The sequence below is a fragment of the Falsiroseomonas selenitidurans genome, assembly GCF_012103215.1.
Taxonomy (GTDB): Bacteria; Pseudomonadota; Alphaproteobacteria; order Acetobacterales; family Acetobacteraceae; genus Falsiroseomonas; species Falsiroseomonas selenitidurans.
On sequence record NZ_JAAVNE010000001.1, the window covers coordinates 240,078 to 259,768 of the forward strand.

Annotated in this window: 16 protein-coding genes and 1 pseudogene; 8 read left to right on the forward strand and 9 right to left on the reverse strand. The window is 72.1% G+C overall.

Annotated features, from left to right (window positions below; genetic code table 11):
* The first annotated feature begins 46 nt into the window (after positions 1-46).
* Entirely contained in the window at positions 47-691 is a 645-nt protein-coding gene (locus HEQ75_RS01065; protein ID WP_168027054.1) for a S24 family peptidase, read from the forward strand.
* Between the two features lie 29 nt (positions 692-720).
* On the opposite strand, the gene HEQ75_RS01070 is transcribed toward HEQ75_RS01065, so the two are convergent.
* From HEQ75_RS01070 to HEQ75_RS01080, 3 genes are read right to left on the reverse strand one after another with little or no spacing between them, the layout of a single operon-like run.
* Complete coding sequence (locus HEQ75_RS01070) at positions 721-1,113, reverse strand: VOC family protein (RefSeq protein WP_209318280.1); 393 nt, start codon at positions 1,111-1,113, stop codon at positions 721-723.
* Positions 1,114-1,117: 4 nt separating this feature from the next.
* On the reverse strand, positions 1,118-3,055 hold the full coding sequence (locus tag HEQ75_RS01075; RefSeq protein WP_168027055.1) for a lysylphosphatidylglycerol synthase domain-containing protein: 1,938 nt from the start codon (positions 3,053-3,055) through the stop codon (positions 1,118-1,120).
* A gap of 10 nt (positions 3,056-3,065) precedes the next feature.
* Positions 3,066-4,685 carry a lysine--tRNA ligase gene (locus tag HEQ75_RS01080; protein ID WP_168027056.1) on the reverse strand — a complete coding sequence of 540 codons (1,620 nt, stop codon included), beginning with the start codon at positions 4,683-4,685 and terminating at the stop codon, positions 3,066-3,068.
* Positions 4,686-4,861: 176 nt separating this feature from the next.
* Between HEQ75_RS01080 and HEQ75_RS01085 the strand changes: the two genes are divergently transcribed.
* From HEQ75_RS01085 to HEQ75_RS01105, 5 genes are all read left to right on the forward strand, one after another.
* Complete coding sequence (locus tag HEQ75_RS01085) at positions 4,862-5,584, forward strand: carbonic anhydrase (RefSeq protein ID WP_168027057.1); 723 nt, start codon at positions 4,862-4,864, stop codon at positions 5,582-5,584.
* Between the two features lie 64 nt (positions 5,585-5,648).
* Positions 5,649-6,659: an aspartate-semialdehyde dehydrogenase gene (locus tag HEQ75_RS01090; RefSeq protein WP_168027058.1), complete on the forward strand. Its 1,011-nt coding sequence runs from the start codon at positions 5,649-5,651 to the stop codon at positions 6,657-6,659.
* A 162-nt stretch (positions 6,660-6,821) separates the two neighbouring features.
* A complete protein-coding gene (locus HEQ75_RS01095; protein WP_168027059.1) occupies positions 6,822-9,617 on the forward strand; it encodes an ATP-dependent DNA helicase in 2,796 nt (931 codons plus the stop codon).
* A 4-nt stretch (positions 9,618-9,621) separates the two neighbouring features.
* Complete coding sequence (locus tag HEQ75_RS01100; RefSeq protein ID WP_168027060.1) at positions 9,622-11,682, forward strand: prolyl oligopeptidase family serine peptidase; 2,061 nt, start codon at positions 9,622-9,624, stop codon at positions 11,680-11,682.
* Positions 11,683-11,745: 63 nt separating this feature from the next.
* A complete protein-coding gene (locus HEQ75_RS01105; protein WP_168027061.1) occupies positions 11,746-12,183 on the forward strand; it encodes a tellurite resistance TerB family protein in 438 nt (145 codons plus the stop codon).
* A 41-nt stretch (positions 12,184-12,224) separates the two neighbouring features.
* Here HEQ75_RS01105 and HEQ75_RS01110 read toward each other — a convergent pair whose 3' ends face one another.
* Complete coding sequence (locus tag HEQ75_RS01110) at positions 12,225-13,406, reverse strand: amidohydrolase family protein (RefSeq protein WP_168027062.1); 1,182 nt, start codon at positions 13,404-13,406, stop codon at positions 12,225-12,227.
* Between the two features lie 68 nt (positions 13,407-13,474).
* Entirely contained in the window at positions 13,475-14,437 is a 963-nt protein-coding gene (locus HEQ75_RS01115) for a threonine dehydratase (RefSeq protein WP_168027063.1), read from the reverse strand.
* A gap of 82 nt (positions 14,438-14,519) precedes the next feature.
* Between HEQ75_RS01115 and HEQ75_RS01120 the strand changes: the two genes are divergently transcribed.
* Positions 14,520-15,041, forward strand: a complete 522-nt coding sequence (locus HEQ75_RS01120) for a hypothetical protein (RefSeq protein ID WP_168027064.1) — start codon at positions 14,520-14,522, stop codon at positions 15,039-15,041.
* Between the two features lie 76 nt (positions 15,042-15,117).
* Here the strand turns inward: HEQ75_RS01120 and HEQ75_RS01125 are convergent, their stop codons facing one another.
* The 3 genes from HEQ75_RS01125 to groES form a co-directional block, all read right to left on the reverse strand.
* The gene (locus tag HEQ75_RS01125; RefSeq protein ID WP_168027065.1) at positions 15,118-15,321 is read right to left on the reverse strand and encodes a cold-shock protein; all 204 of its coding nucleotides are present in this window, start codon (positions 15,319-15,321) and stop codon (positions 15,118-15,120) included.
* Positions 15,322-15,627: 306 nt separating this feature from the next.
* Complete coding sequence (groL, locus tag HEQ75_RS01130) at positions 15,628-17,277, reverse strand: chaperonin GroEL (protein WP_168027066.1); 1,650 nt, start codon at positions 17,275-17,277, stop codon at positions 15,628-15,630.
* Between the two features lie 104 nt (positions 17,278-17,381).
* Positions 17,382-17,693, reverse strand: coding sequence for a co-chaperone GroES (gene groES / locus HEQ75_RS01135; RefSeq protein WP_168027067.1), 312 nt, complete (start codon positions 17,691-17,693; stop codon positions 17,382-17,384).
* Positions 17,694-17,997: 304 nt separating this feature from the next.
* Here groES and HEQ75_RS01140 point away from each other — a divergent pair, with 304 nt between their 5' ends.
* Complete coding sequence (locus HEQ75_RS01140) at positions 17,998-18,297, forward strand: usg protein (protein ID WP_168027068.1); 300 nt, start codon at positions 17,998-18,000, stop codon at positions 18,295-18,297.
* Positions 18,298-18,412: 115 nt separating this feature from the next.
* On the opposite strand, the pseudogene ubiM reads toward HEQ75_RS01140, so the two are convergent.
* Positions 18,413-19,678: pseudogene (gene ubiM / locus HEQ75_RS01145) on the reverse strand (5-demethoxyubiquinol-8 5-hydroxylase UbiM); the annotation flags it as partial.
* Positions 19,679-19,691 lie beyond the last annotated feature (13 nt).

A 19,691-nucleotide genomic window follows, 5' to 3' on the forward strand; every position in this document is an offset into this window, starting at 1 on the left:
CCACCCTCCCCGCGCCGCGCGCCCCGAGACGAGGAATCCCTTGGCCATGCGGCACGAGGACATCTGGCGGGCGATCGACGCGCTCGCCGCCGAGCACGGGCTCTCCGCCTCCGGCCTCGCCCGCCGGGCCGGGCTGGACGCCACCGCCTTCAACCCGTCCAAGCGCACGGGCGTGGATGGCCGCGCCCGCTGGCCCTCCACCGAGAGCGTCGCCAAGGTGCTGTCGGCCACCGGCACGGGGTTCGAGGCCTTCGCCTCCCTCGTCACCGGCGCCCCCGCGCTCTCCCGCGGCCGCAACGCCATCGCCCGGCGCATCCCGCTGATCGGCCTGGCCCAGGCCGGCGGCGAGGGGTTCTTCGACGATGGCGGCTACCCGGTCGGCGGCGGCTGGGACGAGATCTCGGTGCCGGACGTGCCGGACCCGAACGCCTATGCGCTGGAGATCAGCGGCGACAGCATGGAGCCGGTGTTCCGCGACGGCGACGTCGTCATCGTCTCGCCCGGCGCCCCGGTCCGCCGCGGCGACCGCGTGGTGGTGCGCACCCGCCAGGGCGAGGTGATGGCCAAGGAATTGCTGCGCCAATCCGCCCGAAGGGTGGAGTTGGCCAGCCTGAACCCGGAACACCCGAACTACAGCTTCGACCTGGCCGAGCTCGCCTGGATGCACCGCATCATCTGGGCCACGCAGTAGCCAAACAGTAGCCGCGCGCCCAGGCCGGGTCAGTATTCCGCGTAGATCTCCAGGATGTTGTCCTCCGGGTCGCGGAAGAACAGCGTGCGGTGGCGCCAGGACGGAAGGTCCGTCGGTGCGCGCAGGATCGGCACGCCCCTGGCCACCAGCGCCGCATGGCAGGTCTCGATCAGCGGCGGCGCCACCCGGAAGGCAAGCTGCACGGCGGCCGCGCCCGGCACCGCCGCGCCGTCGTCGCAGACGCTCCAGACGCCCCGCGGGCGCAGCGACAACAGTCCGGCGCCGATGCGGAAGCTGACCCAGCCGGGGCGGTCCTCCTCGACGGCAAAGCCCATCACGTCCCGATAGAAGGCCCGCGTCTCCGCCATCCGGCGGCACAGCAGCACGGTGTGGTCGAGGTTGCGGATGCCGCCGAGGCTCACGCCCTCATCGCCCCGGCAGCAGGGGTGCCAGCGTCGCCAAATCCTTCTCCGCCCGGCAGGCCAGGAAGCGCAGCCCGTCGCCCGGCGCCGGCGCGCCGATCGGAAAGGCGGTCAGCCCGATATCGCCATACACCCGCAGCAGCTCCGGCCCGACGCGCCAGAAGGCCGGATCCACCCCGGCCCGCTCGCAGATGTCGCGGAAGCGCCAGATGGCGGAGATGCGGTCCCGCTCCTCTCCGGCCGGGTCGCCCAGCGCCATCCAGATGCCGTTGCGCCGCACGAAGGCGAAGCCGGCCCGCCCGCCATCGCCGAAGATGGCGCCATCCGCCAGTTCCGGCGCCTCCGCCCCCAGCGCCTTCAGCCGCGCCCGCACCTCCGGCCCCCATTCCTCCGGCCGCAGCCGCGCCGGGCGCAGCAGCCGCGCCATGGCGACCAGCAGCAGCACCCCGGCCAGGCCGACCGAAAACCGCAGGCTGTCCGGCGCCAGGGAGGAGGCAACCACGCCCCACCAGCTGTCCCCCGCCACCTTCCCGCCATAGGAGACCAGCGCCAGCATCAGCGCGCAAAGCCCGACGACGACCAGCGGCAGCAGCGTGGTGCCGGCCAGCGGCTCCGTCATCAGCCGCGCGGTGCGGTAGAAGGCCCGGCGCATGGCCGCCAGCAGCCCCGCCACCAGCAGGAAGGCGCCCCACAGCCACCAGCCATCGGCCCGCAGCCAGCAGATCAGCGCCCCGGTCAGCAGCAGCGCCAGCGCCATCGCCCAGGCCAGCGTCAGCCGCCGCAGCAGCCCGTAGCCCATCACCAGCAGCAGCGACCCGATGATCGAGGCCGCGAAATGGGACGCCACCGCCGCCTCATACCCCGCCCAGGCGGCCACCGCCGTGTCGCGCGCCGGCAAGGCGCCGACGAAGATCAGCAGCGCCCCGCCGAGACCCACCAGGCCGGCGATCGCCGGCACTTCCAGCGCATCCGCCACCCGCTGTTCGGCCGCGAAGCGCACCAGCGCCTGCCGGCGCTGCGCCACCTCGAAGCCGGCGAACAGGATGCCCGCCAGGAACAGCGGCACGATGTAGTAGTACAGGCGGAACAGCAGCAGCGCCCCCACCACCTGCGCCGGCGTCAGCCAGGGCTGCAGCCCGATCAGGATGGCGCTGTCGAACACGCCGATGCCGCCCGGCAGGCTGGCGGCGATCCCGGCGGTATAGGCGGCGACATAGATGCCCAGGAAGCGCAGGAAGGTCAGGCCCTCGGCTTCCGGCAGCAGGGCGTAGAAGATCATCGCCGTCACCGCCACGTCCACGCTGGCCAGCGCCGTCTGCGCCAGCGCCATGCGGAAGCCGGGCAAATCGATCCGGTAGCCGAAGAGGGTCACATGCGACCGCAGCCGGGACATGGTGACATAGGCGATCACCGCCGCCCACATCAGCAGGCCGATCCCGTTCATCACCCAGTGCGGCACATGATGGCCGAGGCCCGGCACCACCTCCGGCTCGATCACCAGCACCAGCCCGCCAAGGGCGAAGCCGCCCAGGCCGAAGGTCAGGCTGGTGAAGGCCACCACCTTGGCGATGGCCAGCGGCGGCAGCCCCCAGGCGGCATAGAAGCGGTAGCGCACCGCGGCGCCGGACACCGCGGCGAAGCCCAGATTATGCGCCAGCGTATAGGCGCAGAAGGAGGCCAGCGAGGTCCGCGTGTAGCTGACCGGGTAGCCGGCATAGACGCTGCCCAGCCGGTCGTAGATGGTCAGCACCGCGTAGGCCAGCAGGGTCCAGCCCACCGCGATCCACAGCGTCAGCGGCGGAATCGCTGCCAGGGATTCGCGGATATCCGCCACCGAGAGGCTGCGGAATTCCTTCTGCACCACCCAGATGGCAGTCGCCAGCAGCAGCAGGCCGAACACCGGCATGCCATGCCGTCGGACCAGGCCCAGCAGCCGCTTCATCGGCCGGCGCTCACGCCGCCGCGGCGCCGGGCTCCGGGCGCTCCAGCGCCGTCTCGATCAGCCCGATGGTGCCGGCGATGCCGTACAGCGCGACGAAGCCGCCGAAGCGTGGGCCTTCCGGCTGGCCCAGCAGCACCTGATACAGCGCGTTGAACCAGGCGCGGGAGACGCCGGGCCGGCCGTCCTTCGTCATCTCGATGAAGGGCTCGCGCCGCCCGGCATCATAGACCAGGTCCTGGATCGCCCGGGCCTGCTCGTCCGGCGGCAGCGCCTCCAGCTCCGGCTGCGCGGCGCGGAGCGCGGCGGCCAGGGCTTCGAAGGCCGGGCGCTCGGCCGCCGTCGCGGCGCGGTGCTGCTTGGTCGGCGCCACGCGGTCCCGGTAATAGGCCACGGCGTGTTCCACCAGGCGGGCCAACAGCGGGTGGGTCTCGCCGCTGGCCTCCGGGGCATAGCGGCGGAGAAAACCCCACAGCATCTCCGGCGCATCGGCGTTGATCACGCTGGCCAGGTTCATCAGCATGGTGAAGGAAACCGGCGTGCCGGGATCATTCGTCGGCCCGCCCAGGATGTGCCAGGCCGGGTTGTCCGGCCCCGGCGCCGCGCGCAGCCGGTCCAGGTTCTGGCCGTATTCATCGACGGCGCGCGGAATCACGTCGAAATGCAGCCGCTTGGCCCGCCCCGGCTGGTTGTACATGAACTGCGCCAGCGATTCCGGCGGGGCATAGTGCAGCCATTCGTCGATGGTCAGCCCGTTGCCCTTGGACTTGCTGATCTTGCCGCCATCCTCGTCCAGGAACAGCTCATAGGTGAAGCCGATCGGCGGCTGCCCGCCCAGCACCTTGCAGATGGCGCCCGAGAGCTTGACGCTGTCGATCAAGTCCTTGCCGGACATCTCGTAATCCACGCCGAGGGCAAACCAGCGCAGCGCCCAGTCGGCCTTCCACTGCGCCTTGCAATGCCCGCCGGTGATGCGGGTGCCGTGGCGTTCCCCGGTCTCGGGATCGACCCAGACCAGCAGGTCCTCCGCCGGCCGCACCTCTTCCATCGGCACCTGCATCACCACGCCGGTCTTCGGGTGGATCGGCAGGAAGGGGGAATAGGTGGCGCGGCGTTCCGGGCCGAGCGTCGGCAGGATCACCGCCCGCACCTCCTCATGCCGTTCCGCCATGCGCAGCAGCGCCGCATCGAATCGCCCCGAACGATAGTAGTCGGAGGATGAGGCGAATTCGTAGTCGAAGCCGAAACGGTCCAGGAAGGCGCGCAGCCGGGCGTTGTTGTGGTGCCCGAAGCTCTCATGCGTGCCGAAGGGGTCCGGGATGGCGGTGACCGGCCGGCCCAGATGCTGCGCCAGCATCGCCCTGTTCGGCACATTGTCCGGCACCTTGCGCAGCCCGTCCATGTCGTCGCTGAAGGCCACCAGGCGGGTGTCCAGCCCGGTCAGCTTCTCGAAGGCGCGGCGCACCCAGGTGGTGCGCGCCACCTCCCCGAAGGTGCCGATATGCGGCAGGCCGGAGGGGCCGTAGCCGGTCTCGAACAGCGCCTGGGTCTTGCCCGCGGCTTTCACCCGCGCCTCGACCTTGCGCGCTTCCTCGAAGGGCCAGGCCTTGGCGGCGGCGAAATCGGCGGACATGGCGGATCGGCACCTCATGCAGGTCGCGGTCGGGCCTTATAGGTGGGCCACGCGATCCAGGCGAGGCCGCAGCTTGCGCCGGCACCCTTCTGCGGCGCCAGCCTGCCGCGGCGATGGTTATTGTTTCGCTAACCAATGCCCGGCATACCGGACCGATCACGAACCGGGGAACACCCATGCCCGTCTGCGCCTGCTGCCCGCCTACCCGGCCCGCCGGCCGCCGCGCGCTGCTTGCCGGCCTGGCCTGCATCGGCCTCACCGCCGCCCTGCCCCCAGGCGCGCGCGCGGCCAGCGGCCTGCCGCCGACCACGCTGAACCCGGACCAGGCGCTGGCCCGGCTGATGGAGGGCAATCGCCGCTTCCTGGCCGCCGCCCCGCCGACCGGCCCGGGCAATCTGGAACGCCGCGCCGTCCTCGCCACCGGCCAGGCGCCCTTCGCCGCCGTGCTCGGCTGCGCCGACAGCCGCGCCGCGCCGGAGACGTTGTTCCAGGCCGGTCTCGGCGACCTCTTCGTCGCCCGCAACGCCGGCAATCTGGCGGATGTCGGGGCCATCGGCAGCCTCGAATACGCCGTGGCCAATCTCGGCGTGCCGCTGATCATGGTGCTGGGGCATGAGCATTGCGGCGCCGCCGGGGCCGCGGTCGCCATGGCGCAGCAGAACCTGGCGCTGCCGGCGCATCTGCGCGACATGCTGTTGCCCATGCTGCCCGCCGCCCTCGCCGCCCTGCGCGGCGGCGGCGATGCGGTGGAGGGCACGGTGCGCACCAATGTGGCGCTGAACGTCGCCCGGCTGCTGACCGAGAGCCCGGTGCTGGCCGGCGCCGCCTCGGCCGGGCGGCTGAAGGTGGTCGGCGCCTATTATGACCTGGACACGCAGCAGGTCGCCCTCATCCCGTGATTGGCGGCCCGCCCGCCTTGCGCTAAGCCACCCGCCTGGATTTCCTGGACAGGAGCAGCGTGCGATGCGTGTGGGTGTGATCGGCGCCACCGGGGCGGTGGGGCGGGAGCTGGTGGAGGTCCTCGGGCGGCGTCGCTTCCCGGTGACGAAACTCCGCCTCTTCGCCTCCGGCCGCAGTGCCGGCACGCGGGTCGAAACGCCCTTCGGCCCGGTGGTGATCGAGGAATTCAGCCAGGACCGCGCCCGCGACCTGGACCTCGCCTTGCTCGCCGTCTCCGGCGACTTCGCCAAGGCGCATGCGCCGGGCCTGGTCGCCGCCGGCGTCACCGTGGTGGACAATTCCTCCGCCTTCCGGCTGGAAGACGCCGTGCCGCTGGTGGTGCCGGAGGTGAATGCCGCCGCGCTGGGCGAGGCGAAGCTGATCGCCAACCCGAACTGCACCACGGCCATCCTGGTGGTGGCGCTGGCGCCGCTGCACGCCGCCTTCGGCCTGAAGCGCGTCATCGTCTCCACCTACCAGGCGGCGTCGGGCGCCGGCGCCGAGGGCATGACGGAGCTGGAGCGGGAGACGCGGCGCGTGCTGGTGGAAGGCGAGCCCGCCCGCAACGAGGTCTTCGCCCATCCGCTGGCCTTCAACGTCATCCCGCACATCGATACCTTCCAGCCCAACGCCTACACGCGGGAGGAGATGAAGGTGACATGGGAGACCCGGAAGATCATGGGCCTGCCCGATCTCCCCATCTCCTGCACCGCGGTGCGCATCCCGACCATGCGCGTGCATGCGGAAAGCGTGACGATCGAGACGCTGCGCCCGGTGACGGCGGAAGCCGCCCGCGCCGTGCTGCGGGCGGCGGCGGGCGTCCGGGTGGTGGATGAGCCGGCACGGAACCTCTACCCCATGCCGCTGACCGCGACCGGCCAGGACGATGTCGAGGCCGGGCGCATCCGCGCCAACCCGGTCTTCGGCGACCACGGGCTCGACCTGTTCCTCTGCGGCGACCAGTTGCTCAAGGGCGCCGCGCTGAACGCCGTGCAGATCGCGGAACGCCTGCCGGCCCTGCAAGTCCCGGCCTGATCCAGGCGCAGCCTTTCGCCCGACGGGGGGAGAGGTGGGGGGCGCGGCCAGGCCGCCGCACCCCTCCCCCCGCCGGCCTCGGCGCCCCCACCGGACGGTAATTCGCATCTCCCAGCCCTTTTCCCTCTTTGTTCCCTGGCCGGCGCCCGCCACATTGGCGGCATGAGCCTGCCGCGCCCCGAACTCCGGCAGCCCCGCCTGCTGCTGCCGGACAGCCCCGCGCTGGTCGCCGGCTTCGGCCGCGGCACGCTGCTGACCCCGGAGGGGGAGCTGTTCTCCGGCCCTGCCATCGAGATCGGCCGCCGCCTGCGCGACCTGCCGCCGCCGATGCTGGTGCATGGCCCGGCCAGCGCGAAGCGGCTCGGCCTGGCTCCCTTTCCGGCCTGCGACCTGCTGGAGCTGTTTGCCTTCTGCCTGCCCGCCCGCCCCGCCGCGCCCACCCCGCGCGGCCTCGCCATGGCGCTGGAGCGCGACCCGCCGGCCGAGGAGGAAGCCCTGGCGGCCCTGCTGCCGGAGCTGGCGACGGATCTGCTGCGCCACCTGGCCGCCGGCCGCAACACGCCGCTGAACCGGGACGCCGCCGCCCTGGCCGCGAGGCTCGGCGCGGAGACCGGCTGGCCATGGGCGGACAGCGTGCTCGCCGCCCTCGGCCAGCCCCAGGCCCGGCCCTCGCTGGACCCGCTGAAGGTGTGGCGCCGCCTGCCGGATTGGGAGGAAGCCGCGCCACCGCCGCCGCCCACCAGCCACGCCGTCTCGCCCACCGAATCGCGCCAGGCGCTGGCCCGCATCCTGGGCGAGGGCGCGGAGCAGCGGCCGCAGCAATCGGACTACGCCTCCGCCGCCGCCGGCGCTTTCCAGCCGCGGGAGACCCCGGGCGCGCCCAACCTGGTGCTGGCGGAAGCGGGCACCGGCACCGGCAAGACGCTGGGCTATGTCGCGCCCGCCAGCCTCTGGGCCACGCGCAACGGCGCGCCGGTGTGGATCTCCACCTTCACCCGCAACCTGCAGCGCCAGATCGACCAGGAGACTGCGCGGCTCTACCCGGACCCGGCCGACCGCCGCCGCCATGTCGTGGTCCGCAAGGGGCGGGAGAACTACCTGTGCCTGCTGAACATGGAGGAAGCGGTGGGTGCCGCCGCCATGGCCGGCCAGGCCCTGCCCCTGGCGCTGATCGCCCGCTGGGCGCTGGCAACGCGGGACGGCGACCTGCAGGGCGGCGACTTCCCCGGCTGGCTGGCGGAGCTGTTCGGCCCGCACAGCATCTGGCCGCTGGCCGACCGCCGCGGCGAATGCATCCACTCCGCTTGCGGCCACTACAAGCAGTGCTTCGTCGAACATTCCATCCGCCGCGCCCGGACCGCGACGCTGGTGGTCGCGAACCATGCGCTGGTGATGATCCAGGCGGCACTCGGCGGCGGCGAAGATGGCCGCCCCCTGCGCCTGGTCTTCGACGAGGGCCACCACCTGTTCGACGCGGCGGATGCCGCCTTCTCCGCCGACCTCACCGGGGCGGAGACGGCGGAGCTGCGCCGCTGGCTGCTGGGCGCGGAAGGCGGCCGGTCCCGCGCCCGCGGCCTGGCCCGGCGGCTGGAGGAGCTGATCGGCGACCGCCCGGACCTGCTGCTGCCGCTGGAGGAGGCGCTGCAGGCCGCCCGCGCCCTGCCCGGCCCCGGCTGGCCCAGCCGCCTGGCGGAAGACCGCGGGGAGGAAGCGCGCGGCACCGCTGAGGCCTTCCTGCAGGCCATCCGCCGCCAGGTCCTGGCCCGGGCGCGGGACGAGGAATCCGGCTACGGCCTGGAATGCGACCTCCATCCGCTGGCCGAACCGGTGCATCAGGCGGCGGAGGCCCTCGCCACCGGCCTCACCCGCCTGCGCACGCCGCTCCAGGCCCTGCACGACCGGCTGGCGGCACGGCTGGAGGATGAGGCGGAGGAGCTGGAACTCGGCGACCGCATCCGCATCGAGGCCGCCTGCCGCGGCCTGGAACGCCGGGCCCTGATGCCGCTGGCGGCCTGGGTCGCCATGCTTGGCAGCCTCGCCGCCCCGCCCCGCGCCCCCGGCACCCGGCCGGACTATGTGGACTGGTTCGCGCTGGACCGGCGGGAGGGGCGGGAGGTCGATTGCGGCATGCACCGCCACCACCTGGACCCGACCCAGCCCTTCGCCATGGCGGTCGCCGCCCCGGCGCATGGCCTGCTCATCACCTCCGCCACGCTGCGCGACCACACCACCCACATGGCGGAGGAAGACCCGGAAGCCGCCTGGCGCGCCGCGGAAGCCCGCACCGGCGCCGCCCACCTGCCCACCCCGGCCATCCGCGCCGCCGTCGCCTCCCCCTTCGACTACGCCACCCGCACCCGCGCTTTGGTGGTGGAGGATGTGAACAAGGCCGATCCCGGCCAGGTGGCCAGCGCCTACCGCGCCCTGTTCGCCGCTTCCGGCGGCGGCGCGCTCGGCCTGTTCACCGCGGTGCGCCGGCTGCGCGACGTGCAGGCCCGCATCGCCCAGCCGCTGGCCGAACGCGGCATCCCGCTCTACGCCCAGCATGTGGACGCGATGGACAATGCCACGCTGGTGGACGTGTTCCGGGCCGAGGAAGCCGCCTGCCTGCTCGGCACCGATGCGATGCGGGACGGCGTGGACGTGCCCGGCCGGTCGCTGCGCCTGCTGGTCTTCGACCGCGTGCCCTGGCCCCGCCCCTCCATCCTGCACCGCGAACGCCGCACGCATCTCTCGGAAGGTCAGCCGAAATCCTATGACGACGCCATCGCCCGCCACCGGCTGCGCCAGGCCTTCGGCCGGCTGATCCGGCGCGGCGACGACAAGGGCGTCTTCGTGCTGCTCGACCGCTCCTGCCCCACACGGCTGCTGGCCGGGCTGCCGCCAGGGGTGGTGGTGCAGCGGATGGGGCTGCGCGACGCGGTGGCCGAAACCCGCGACTTCCTGGCGGAGGACTAAGCAGATGGACATGCGCCCGACCCTCGATGCGCCGGATGACGATCCCTATCTGTGGCTGGAAGCGGTGGAGGACCCGCGCGCCCTGGAATGGGTCGCGGCGCAGAATGCCCGCACCCGCGGCCGCCACGCCGATGCGCGCTACGAGGCCGATCGCGACGCGCTGCGCCAGGCGCTGGACCGCCCCGGCCGCCTGCCGCACGTCACCCGCCGCGGCCCGCACCTGTTCAACTACTGGCAGGACGCCGCCAACCCCCGCGGCCTGTGGCGCCGCACCACGATGGAAAGCTTCCGCCGGGACGAGCCGGCGTGGGAGATCCTGCTGGACCTGGACGCGCTGGCCGCCAGGGAATCCGCGGACTGGGTCTGGAAGGGCGCCACCACCCTGCCCGGCACCCATGACCGCGCCCTGCTGCGCCTGTCGCGCGGCGGCGGGGATGCCGTGGTGCTGCGGGAATTCGACCTCGCCACCCTCGCCTTCCCGGCGGACGGCTTCCACCTGCCGGAAGCCAAGTCCAGCGCCGCCTGGCTGGACCGCGACACGCTGCTGCTGTCCTCCGCCCTGCTTGGTGCCACCTCCTCCGGCTATGCCAGCACGGTGCGGGTCTGGCGGCGCGGTACGGATCCGCAGGCTGCCCCGGTGATCTTCCAGGTGCCGGAGGCCAGCATGGCCGCCGGCGCCGGGGTGGACCGCGAAGGCGGCAAGGAGGTCGTGGTGTTCCACGACCAGATCGGCTTCTACGATGCGCGGCTGCACCTGGGCGACCGCACCGGGCCGCAGCAGGAAATCCCGCTGCCCACCGATGCCCTCTATGCCTGGCAGCGCGGCCATATCGCGGTGAAGCCGCGCACGCCCTGGACCACGTCCGGCACCACCCATGCCCCGGACACGCTGCTCGGCCTGTCCTTCGATTCGGTGCTGCGGCGCGACCCGCGGCCGGCGGTGCTGTTCACCCCCGCCCCGCGCCGCGCCCTGCAGGGCTTCACCTGGTGCAACGGCACGCTGGTGCTGAGCATCCTCGACAATCTCGAACCGCAGTTTTCCCTGATGACCCCGGGCAAGCCCCTGGGCGCACCCTGGCAGCGCCAGGAGGTGCCGGGCCTGCCGCGCATCGGCGTGGTGGACCTCTGGCCGCTGGATGCCGAGGCCGAGGAATCCGACGGCACGCTGCTGGTGATGGCGCAGGACCCGGTGACGCCGCCGCGGCTGCTGCTGACCGCCACCACCCCCGCCACGCCGGCCTTGCTGAAGGCGTCCTCCCCCAGCTTCGACGCCACCGGCCTGGTGGTGACGCGGCATGAGGCCGTGTCCAGCGATGGGGAACGCATCCCCTATGTCCAGGTTGGCCCGAAGGACGAAACCGGCCGCGCGCCGGTGCACCTGTCCGCCTATGGCGGCTTCCAGGTCTCCCGCCTGCCGAACTATGCCGCGACCGCCGGTCTGCTCTGGCTGGCCAAGGGTGGCACCACCGTGCTCGGCCAGATCCGCGGCGGCGGGGAATTCGGCACCGCCTGGCACGAGGCCGGGCGCCTGGCCAATAAGGTGAAGAGCCACGACGATTTTGCCGCCATCGCCGCCGACCTCGTCGCGCGCGGCGTCACGGTGCCGGGCCGCATCGCGGCGGAGGGGGGATCGAATGGCGGGCTGCTGATCGCCAACATGCTGACGCGCTACCCGGAACGCTTCGGCGCGCTGTTCTGCACCATCCCGCTGATCGACATGCGCCGCTACACGAAGCTGCTGGCCGGCGCCTCCTGGATGGCCGAGTACGGCGACCCCGACAAGGCCGAGGACTGGGCCTTCATCCGCCATTTCTCCGCCTATCACGCGGCCGAGCCCGGCCGGCCCTACCCGCCGATCCTGCTGGCCACCACCCGGCGCGACGACCGGGTGCATCCCGGCCACGCCCGCAAGATGGCGGCGAAGCTGCAGGCGCTGGGCTATGATGCGCTGCTGCTGGAACCGGAGGCCGGCGGCCATGGCTACGGCAAGGACAATGCCGAGGTCGCAAGCTTCGCCGCCCTCGGTGCCGCCTTCCTGCGGCGGGCCATCGGCTGGGATGTGTAGCGTGCCGCACTTGACCCGCCCGCCCTCAGGCGCGACCAGTGCACCGAAGATCGGAGAGCCGTCATGCCCACCCGCGCCGCCGAACCCCCTGCCGCGACCTTCACCGCCCAGGAAGCCCTGGTCTGCGCCATGGTTCTGATGTCGGTGGCCGATGGCCCGATGTCCGATTCCGAACTCGCCATGATGTCCCGCATGGTGCAGGACCTGCCGGTCTTCGCCGATTTCCACAGCCAGGATATCGAGACGGTGACGGACACCGTGGCCACCCTGCTCGGCCGGACGGATGGCCTGGACCGCGCCATGATCATGCTGCGGGACACGCTGCCGATGCGACTGCGGGAGACCGCCTACCTGCTGGCCTGCGAGGTCTGCGCCGCCGATGGCGACGCGACGCAGGAGGAATTGCGCTTCCTGCAGGATCTGCGCATCGGCCTTGACATCGACCGCCTGATCGCCGGCGCCATCGAGCGCGCGGCCAAGGCGCGCTTCCAGGTCATCTGACCCGCCGGCGCCATGGCTGCGGCGCGTCCGGCCGCGGGCGCTCAGCCGAGCAGCGCGCCGTCCCGCGCCACCACTCTGCCATGGCTCACCACCAGCCGCCGCGGCGGCTGGGCCACCACCGCCTCCGCCACCGTCTCCGCCGCCACCAGCACCAGATCGGCGCGATCGCCCACCGCCAGCCCGTGTCCGCTGAAGCCGCAGGCCGCCGCCGCCCAGCCGGTGACGCAATCCAGCGCCCAGGCGATCTCGTCATCGCGCCGGAATTCGTTCTTCAGCCCGATCAGCATGGCGCGCTGCAGCATGTCTGGCGTGTTGTAGGGCGTCCAGGTATCGCGGATCCCGTCATTGCCGCCGAAGATCCGCCCGCCCGCCGCCCGCATCGCCCGCACCGATGGCACGGGGCGCGACGGCGGGGCGGTGGTGGCCACCGCGATCCCCGCCTCGGCCAGCGCCGCATACAGCGCCGGCGCGCGCGCCACCTCGCCCAGGCAGAAGCCGTGGCTGACCACGACGCGCCCCTGCATCCCCAGCGCCTTCGTCCGCTCCACCGTCAACTCCAGCGCGAAGGCGCCAAGCTCCCCCGGCTCGTGCAGGTGGATGTCGAGCGGCTTGCCGTGCTTCTCCGAAAGCCCGAACACCGCGTCCAGATGCCCCTTCGGGTCACGGTCGATGCCGGAGGGGTCCAGCCCGCCGACGATATCCGCGCCGTTGCGCAGCGCCTGTTCCAGCAGCGCCAGCGTGCCCGGCCGCACCAGCAGGCCGGATTGCGGGAAGGCCACCACCTGGATGTCCAGGGTGCCGCGCAGCGTCTCCCGCAGCGCCACCAGGGCATCCGCATGGGCGGTGCCGATTTCCGTATCCACATCGGCGAAGCTGCGGATGCGCGTGGTGCCGCGGGCCAGGAAATCCCGCGCCAGGCGGGCGGATTGCCCGGCCGCGTCGAAGCCGCCGCGGCGGCTGGCGCGCTCGCCCTCGATGCGGTCGATCAGAAGCGGCCCGACCTCGCTCCGCCACCAACCCATCCCCCACAGGGTCTTGTCCAGATGGGTGTGGCCCTCCACCAGCCCGGGCAGCAGCAGCAGCCCGGCCGCATCCTCCTCCCCCGCCCCCGGTGGCGCTTCCAGCCCCGGGCCGATGGCGGCGATGCGCGTCGCCGCCATCAGGATGTCGGTGGCGGCACCGCCCAGGGGGCGGCAGTTGCGCAGCAGCAGCGGGGCGGCCATGGCGGTGTATCCCTCGGGGTTCCCCGCCATTCCGGCCGATCACACGGCCGCCGGCAAGCCCCGGCGCATCAAGCCAGCACCCAGTCCTGGAACAGATCCAGGTCGATATTGCCGCCGCAGAGGATGGTGGCCACCCGCCTCCCGGCCATCCGGTCTCTCTCCCGCAGCAGGGCCGCCAGCGGCGCCGCGCCGGCGCCTTCCGCCAGGTTGTGCGTATCCTGCCAATAGGCGCGGATCGCGGCGGCGACCTCCTCATCCGTCACGGTGACGATGCGCGCCGCCCCCTTGGCGATGATCGCCAGCGCCGCCGGGTCGGGCACCCGCGTCGCCATGCCATCCGCCTTCGTCTCCGCCCGCGCCGTCTCCACCACCCGGCCCGCGGCCAGGCTGCGGGCGTAGGAATCGGCCCCCGTGCTCTGCACGCCGATGATCTCGGTCCGCAGCCCCAGCAGGTCCCGCGCCATGATGCAGCCGCAGATGCCGGAACCCAGGCCGATCGGCACATACAGCGCATCCAGCAGCGGTGCGCCGCGGAACAGTTCCAGCGCATAGGTGCCGACGCCGCGCACCAGGTCGGGCGCGAAGGAAGGCGCGAATTCCAGCCCCTCCGCCGCCGCCCGCGCCATGGCGTGCGCCCGCGCCGCGTCGAAATCCGCGCCATGCTCCACCAGCCGCGCGCCCTGGGCGCGCATGGCGGCGTTCTTCTCCCGCGAATTGCCCTCCGGCACCACGATCGTCACCCTCACGCCCAGGCGCTGCCCGGCGAAGGCCAGCGACTGGCCATGGTTGCCGCGGGTGGCGGAGATGATGCCCGGCACCTGCGGCCGTTCGCGCTTCAGCCGCTCCATGAACACCAGCCCGCCGCGCACCTTGAAGGCGCCGGTCGGCGTGTGGTTCTCGTGCTTCACCCAGACTTCCGCCCCGGTGCGCTGCGCCAGCAGTGGCCAGGCCAGTTGCGGGGTGGGCGGAAAGACGGCGTGGACCAGCCTCGCGGCCGCCTCCAACGCGGGCAGATCGAACACTTCGGGCATCTCCTCGTCAGGCCAGGGCGGGAAACCTCGGCCGCCGGCAGCGTTCCGTATCGGTCGAGCGAACACAATGGAGGATCCCGCCATGGCCATCACCGTCGATAGCGGCCAGTGGACCGGCGAAAGCGATGCGGGCAGCGCGGTGCCCGTGGTCTGGGGCGAATTCGCCGACGAGGCCGCGCGTGACCGGGCGCGGGAGGAACTGGGTGCGAAGCTGCAGGCGGAAACCTCGCCCGCGCCGACCGACCGGGACCGCCCGCTGGACCAGCCCGACGAGGACCCGGAAGGCGCCGACATCCGCAACCAGCGCCAGTTGCATGTCGGCATCGCCATGGCGGCGACGGCGATGGGCGCGGCGGGGCTGGTGATCGCCAGCGGTGGCACCGTGCTGCCGGCCATCGCCGCCGCGACCGCGGCCGGCGCCGGCACCGGGCTGGCGGGGGAAGCGGTGGCCGCCGGGGTCACGCCGGATGCGGCGCAAGCCCGCACACCGCCCTCGGACGGACCGCTGATCGGCCTGCGGGCGCCGGATGCCGCCATGCGGCAGCGGGCGGAACGGGTGCTGCGCGAACTGGGCGCGCAGCGCATCCTGGTGCAGGAGGGCTGACGGGACCCGTCGGGCGGTGTCCCATCGAAGGATGTGAGGAAGGCGGTCCGGCCGATGCCGGCCGCCCATCAGGCCGTCACATCGGCCGCAGATTGGTCGCGGCCGCCTTGCCGCGCTCCATCGCCACCTCGTAGGACACCTTCTGGCCCTCGTTGAGGCCCTGCAGCCCGGCCTTCTGCACGGCAGTGATGTGCACGAACACATCCTTGCCGCCATCCTGCGGAACGATGAAGCCGAAGCCCTTCGTCGCGTTGAACCACTTCACGGTACCCGTCGCCATGCGAACCAGGCTCCTTCCAGTCGAAGCGCGCCCGGACGCCGATCGCCCGGGCGGGGCGCCATGCGGCGGCGGAACCTGGTGGCTGGCCCGGGGCGTGGTCCGGGAGGCACGGCAAGCCGAGACGCAATGACACGGTCATCCTGCGCGGCGCCGTCTTGCAGTGTCAAAGGAAGCAGGACACTGGTCACGGCGTTGTCAGATTTGTGTCTTGGTGCAAAAAAAAGAGGCGGACCCGCGGGCCCGCCTCTTCCTTCGGCGATTGCCTGATCCGTGGGATGGCCGGTCTCCCGGCCACCCCGAGCGGGATCAGAAATCCATGTCGCCGCCCATGCCGCCCATGCCGCCGCCGCCGCCGCCGCCGGCCGGGGCCGACTTCGCCGGGCGCTCGGCCACCATGGCTTCGGTGGTGATCAGCAGGGAGGCGACGGACGCCGCATCCTGCAGCGCCGTGCGCACGACCTTGGTCGGGTCGATGATGCCGGCGTCCACCAGGTCCTTGTACTCGTCCTTCTGGGCGTCGTAGCCGTAGGTGTAGGTGTCGGTGCGCAGCACCTCGCCGGCCACCACAGCGCCGTCCTTGCCGGCGTTCTCGGCGATCTGCTTCAGCGGCGCCTGGATCGCGCGGCGCACGATCTCGATGCCGACCTGCTCGTCGCTGTTCGCGCCCTTCAGGGTGTGCAGGTTGGTGGAAGCGCGCAGCAGCGCGGTGCCACCGCCGGGGACGATGCCTTCCTGGACGGCGGCGCGGGTCGCATGCAGCGCGTCGTCGACGCGGTCCTTGCGCTCCTTCACCTCGACCTCGGTCGAGCCGCCGACGCGGATGACGGCGACGCCACCGGCCAGCTTCGCCAGGCGCTCCTGCAGCTTCTCGCGGTCGTAGTCCGAGGTGGTCTCCTCGATCTGCGCCTTGATCTGCTCGCAGCGGCCCTGGATCTCCGACTTCTCGCCGGCGCCGTCGACGATCGTGGTGTTCTCCTTCTCGATCTTCACCAGCTTGGCGCGGCCCAGCATCTGCAGGGTCACGTTCTCCAGCTTGATGCCGAGATCCTCGGAGATCACCTGGCCACCGGTCAGGATCGCGATGTCTTCCAGCATCGCCTTGCGGCGATCACCGAAGCCCGGCGCCTTGACGGCGGCGATCTTCAGGCCACCACGCAGCTTGTTCACCACCAGGGTGGCCAGCGCCTCGCCCTCGACGTCCTCGGCCACGATCACCAGCGGGCGGCCGGACTGCACGACGGCTTCGAGCAGCGGCAGCATCGGCTGCAGCTGGGACAGCTTCTTCTCGAAGATGAGGAGGTAGGGGTTCTCCATCTCCGCGATCATCTTCTCCGCATTCGTGATGAAGTACGGGGAGACGTAGCCGCGGTCGAACTGCATGCCCTCGACGACATCGAGCTCGGTCTGGATGGACTTGGCTTCCTCGACGGTGATGACACCCTCGTTGCCGACCTTCTCCATCGCCTTGGCGATCATCTCGCCGATCTCGGACTCGCCGTTGGCAGACAGCGTGCCGACCTGCGCCACTTCGGCGGAGGTGGTGATCTTCTTCGTCTTCGCTTCCAGCTCGGCGACGATCTGCGTCACGGCCTTGTCGATGCCGCGCTTCAGGTCCATCGGGTTCATGCCGGCGGCAACCGCCTTGGCACCCTCGCGGACGATCGCCTGCGCCAGAACGGTCGCGGTCGTCGTGCCGTCACCGGCGGTGTCGTTGGTCTTCGAGGCCACTTCGCGCACCATCTGCGCGCCCATGTTCTCGAACTTGTCGGCCAGCTCGATCTCCTTGGCGACGGTCACGCCGTCCTTGGTGATCCGCGGCGCGCCGAAGCTCTTGTCGATGACGACGTTGCGGCCCTTCGGGCCCAGCGTCACCTTCACGGCGTCGGCCAGAATGTCCACGCCACGAATCATCTTCTCGCGCGCAGAGGCGCCGAACTTCACGTCCTTGGCAGCCATGTGTCTAAATCCCTATCGATCCGTTGAGGAAACCAGGCGAAGCAGCGGCCGACCGGCCGGCAGGTGGGGCCGGGCGCCGGAGGCGCCCAGGCCCGCCGCCGTGATCAGGCCGCCTTCGCCACGGAAGGGGCGTCGAGGATGCCCATGATGTCGGACTCCTTCATGATGAGGAGCTCCTCGCCATCGAGCTTCACTTCGGTGCCCGACCACTTGCCGAACAGGATGCGGTCGCCGGCCTTGACGTCGAGCGCGCGGAGCTCGCCCTTGTCGTTCAGGGTGCCGGAGCCGACGGCGATCACTTCGCCTTCCTGCGGCTTTTCCTTGGCGGTGTCGGGGATGATGATGCCGCCCTTGCTCTTTTCCTCAGCCGTGACACGGCGGACGAGAACGCGGTCATGCAGCGGTCGAAAGCTCATTGAGCCTCTCCTGTCGCTTCCAGTGAATGGCAAGCTCTTCCGGAGATCTTCCGGCCAACGAACCCGAGCCTGGCGCCCGTTGGCACTCCCCCCAGAGGAGTGCCAACGATGTAGTCCAGCCGATCGCCCGCGTCAAGTATCGGCAGCACTCTCGGAGTGCGAGTGCTAACACCTTGATCGCATTCATTTTTTTCTTGCAGGCCATGGCTCACCCCATGGCATGCTCGTCGACCCGGGCCAAACCGGCCCGGGTTGCGCGACACGGCCCGACGGCGTTCCGACCGCCGGGCCTGAAAGGAGCACGATGGAACTCACCGGCCTCGAACGCTTCGCCCGCCCCGGCCTCGCCGGCGCCGCCACCCCGCCGGACTGGCGCCTGACCACCGCCGAGATCCTCTACCACATGCCGGACCATCCGGGCCTGTTGCAGACCTTCATCTGGCAGAAGCACGACCTGGCCCCCTCCTTCCCCGCGCTCAGCCGCTTCCTGGCCTTCTGGCAGCGCGAGATCGAGGGGCCGCTGCATTCCGTCCGTGTCGCCTCCGCCGCGCTGATCCGCCCGGCGGAGCTGCGCTATGCGGGGGGCCAGTTCGTCCTGCACTGAAAGGCCGGGCCGGGGCCGCGACCGCCGGCAGGGACTTGGCCAGGTCCGCTTCCGACCTGCCGGCCAGGCCCTCGCCGAGCACCGCCCCTGCTGCAGCGCCGTCGTCAAACAGCCATCAGGCCCGCCGCCCCGCCGGCCGCAGCCCGTGGTCGGTGGCCGAAAGGGCGGCCACCATCGCCCGGCGCACCGGCGCCAGCGCCGCCCCGGCGCCGATCAGCGCCGCCCGCGCCAGCCGCGCCGGCGCCCGGTCGTCCGAATACAGCCGCGCCACGGCGTTGGTGGCCAGGAACAGCGGCAGCGTCGCCGCCCGATGCGCCGCGGCATACCGGAACAGCGCCGTCGCATCCCCCGGCTCCTGCCCCTCCCGGATCGCGCCGGCCAGCCTGGCGGCGCCGGACAGGCCGAAGTTGAAGCCATGCGCCGTCACCGGGTGCATGCCCACCGCCGCATCCCCCAGCAGCGCGAAGCCCCGCCCGACGAAGCGATGCGCATAGGCCGCCACCAGCGGATAGGCGTGCCGCGAGCCGGCCAGCGCCATGGCGCCGAGCCGCCCGGCATAGCGCCGCGTCACCTCGGCGCCGAAGGCCGTCGCCCCCAGCGCCATGGCCGCCGCCGCCTCCCCCGGCCTCAACGTCAGCACGACGGAGGACATCCTGCCGTTCAGCGGCAGCATGGCGATGGTCTGGCCATGGCCGAACCACTCTGTTGCCACGCCTTCATGGGGTGCCTCATGCGTCACCCGGGCGACGATCATGGTGCGCTCGAAATCCAGCATTGCGGCGCCGATCCCGGCCAGGCGCCGCGCCGCGGAGAACCGCGAATCCGCCGCCACCACCAGCCGCGCCGCCAGGCGCTCGCCGCCCTCCAGCGTCAGCGTCGCGCCGCGCGCCGCCAGCGCCAGTCCCTCAACCGCCCGCCCGGCCAGCAGCCGCGCCGGGGTCGCCGCCGCGGCCTCGAACAGCGCGCGGCGGATCGCCTGGTTGGGCACCAGCCGGGCCAGTGGCTCGCCGCCCTGCGCCGGCGCCAGATCCAGCGCCAAGGGCGTGGTGCCATTGATGACCCGCGCCGCGCGCAGCGGCGCCGTCTCCGCCACGGGAATCCGCGCCCAGGCGCCGAGTGCCGCCAGGATCGCCTGCGAGCGGCGGGTCAGCGCGATCTCCCGCCCATCGAAGGCCGGCGCGGCGAGCGCGGCTTCCGGCGCGCGTTCCAGCAGGGTGACGCGCAGCCCGCCGTCGGCGAGCGCGCAGGCCAGCGCCAGGCCCGCCGGCCCGGCCCCGATGATGGCGACATCCGTGTCCATGGCCCGCATCCCTCCAGCCGTCCTTGTCCGGCGATGCCGCGTCCCGGTCCTTGATCCGCCGCAACCGAGAAGGTGGTTGCGCGCTCCGGCCGCG